Raw genomic sequence first — 2,070 nt, 5'->3', positions numbered from 1 at the left:
GCCCCTCCGACGGGCCCGCCCGGTCGTCCGGCTGCGCTCAGCGCGTCTCGGGCCCGAGGAGCTGCCGGGCGATCACCATCCGCTGGATCTGGTTGGTGCCCTCGACGATCTGCAGGACCTTCGCCTCGCGCATGAGGCGCTCGACGGGGAAGTCCGCGGTGTACCCGTAGCCGCCGAGCACCTGCACGGCGTCGGTCGTGACGGACATCGCCGCGTCCGTGCAGAAGAGCTTCGCCATGGCGGCCTCCTTGGCGAACGGACGCCCCGCGTCCCGGAGTCGGGCCGCGGAGAGGTACAGGGCCCGTCCGGCCTCGACCCTGGTCGCCATGTCGGCGAGCAGGAAGCGCATGCCCTGGAAGTCGGCGATCGGCCGCCCGAACTGCTCGCGGCCGGCGGCGTGGGCCAGCGCCTCGTCGAGGGCGGCCTGCGCGACGCCGACCGCGCAGGCGGCGATGCCGAGGCGGCCGGAGTCGAGCGCGGAGAGCGCGACGGCGAAGCCCTGGCCCTCGTCGCCGATGCGCCGGTCGTCGGCCACCCGCACGCCGTCGAAGTTCAGCTGGGCGGTGGGCGAGCCCTTCATGCCCATCTTGCGCTCGGGGACGGCCGCGCTCAGTCCGGGGGCGTCGCCGGGGACGAGGAAGGCGCTGATCCCGCGCGCGCCGTCGCCGCCGGTGCGGGCGAGGACGGTGTAGAAATCCGCGACACCGCCGTGGGTGATCCAGGACTTGGTGCCCGTCAGCTCCCAGCCGTCGCCGTCGCGGACGGCCCTGGTGCGCAGGGAGGCGGCGTCGGATCCGGAGGTGGGCTCGGAGAGGCAGTACGCGCCGAGCAGGCCGCCGCCCAGCATGGCGGGGAGGTGCTCGGCGCGCTGCTCCTTGGTGCCGAAGCCGGCGAGCGCGTGGCAGGCGAGCGTGTGGACGCTGACGCCGAGGCCCACGGTGAGGCGGGCGGCGCTGAGCTCCTCGAGGACCTGGAGGTAGAGCTCGTAGCCCTGGTCGCCGCCGCCGTACTCGGCGGGGTAGGGCAGGCCGAGCAGTCCGGCCTCGGACAGCAGGGCGAAGACCTCGCGCGGGAAGTGCCCGGCGTCCTCCTCGGCGGCCGCCGTGGGGCGGATCTCCCGCTCGATCACGTCGCGCAGCAGGGCGAAGAGGGCGCGGGCCTCCTCGGACGGCAGCTGGCGTTCCACCATGGTGTCGTGCTCCTCCCGGTCGGGCGTGGCGGCGCGCTCGCCCGGGGTGGGGCGGCGACGCCGGTGACACTGCCGGTCCGATGGTGCGCTCCCGGATCGCGGAAGCGGCTGACCAGCGGCTGCGGCGCGTTGAGTATGCCCGATCGGGTGGTACCCGTCACCAGACCTCAGGACGATCTTCCGGGGCGCGGTTCAGAAGGGAGGCTCGGCCGGGGCGGCCGGGGCGGGGCAGCCGGGCTCGAACTCCTCGATGGTGGTGAGGGTGACCCGCAGGAGGCGGGCCAGGAGCAGCCGCAGGGTGTCGCGGGGGACCTCCGGGCGGTCCAGCCAGTCCAGGGTGACGCCCTCGACGCCGTGCAGCCAGCTCAGCAGGGCGAGCCGGGCCGGCTGGGGGATGTCGGGGCGGCCGTAGGCGCCCCGGGCGATCTCGGTCATCAGCACCTCGCGCACCCCGGCGCGCAGGGCGTGCACCTCGGCGTCGAAGCCGACGCCGCCGCAGACGATCGTGCGGTACGCCTCCTGGTGGCCCTGCGCGTACCGCAGGTAGGCGTCGACGGTGCGGTGCAGCCGCTCGGCGGGCGGGGAGTCCCGGGCCGCGGCGGCGTGCTGGGTGAGCTCGGCGAGCGAGGCCTCGACGATCGCCAGGTAGTAGCCGCGCTTGTTCGTGAAGTAGTAGTAGATGAGCCCCTTGGCGACGCCCGCCTGCCGGGCGATGTCGTCCATCGACAGGGCGTCGTAGGAGGTGTCGGCGAACAACGTGCGCCCGATGGCGATGAGTTCGGCCCGGCGCACCGCGGAGCGCGCCGCTTCCCCTCGCTGACGGCTCGTCATATCCGCAGTATGGCAGACCTGTCGGCGGCCGCCGCCGGGCGGGTTCACCC

General features: G+C 74.4%; 2 protein-coding genes. Both read right to left on the bottom strand.

All coding sequences use genetic code 11. The features are described from left to right. Positions 1–37 precede the first annotated feature (37 nt). Entirely contained in the window at positions 38–1,189 is a 1,152-nt protein-coding gene (locus tag ACFWEG_RS28945; protein ID WP_387221068.1) for an acyl-CoA dehydrogenase family protein, read from the bottom strand. Between the two features lie 192 nt (positions 1,190–1,381). Beyond that, complete coding sequence (locus ACFWEG_RS28940; protein ID WP_387221065.1) at positions 1,382–2,020, bottom strand: TetR/AcrR family transcriptional regulator; 639 nt, start codon at positions 2,018–2,020, stop codon at positions 1,382–1,384. Positions 2,021–2,070: the final 50 nt, after the last annotated feature.

Source organism: Streptomyces sp. NPDC060194 (genome assembly GCF_042728285.1).
In the GTDB taxonomy this organism is placed as follows: domain Bacteria; phylum Actinomycetota; class Actinomycetes; order Streptomycetales; family Streptomycetaceae; genus Streptomyces.
The sequence above is the reverse complement of the archived record's forward strand: the minus strand, read 5'-3'. Positions and strand labels throughout refer to the sequence as shown.

Bases quoted from the DNA above. Each gene is read 5' to 3' on its own strand.
- ACFWEG_RS28945 (WP_387221068.1), bottom strand. From the start codon at position 1,189: ATGGTGGAACGCCAGCTGCCGTCCGAGGAGGCCCGCGCCCTCTTCGCC.
- ACFWEG_RS28940 (WP_387221065.1), bottom strand. From the start codon at position 2,020: ATGACGAGCCGTCAGCGAGGGGAAGCGGCGCGCTCCGCGGTGCGCCGG.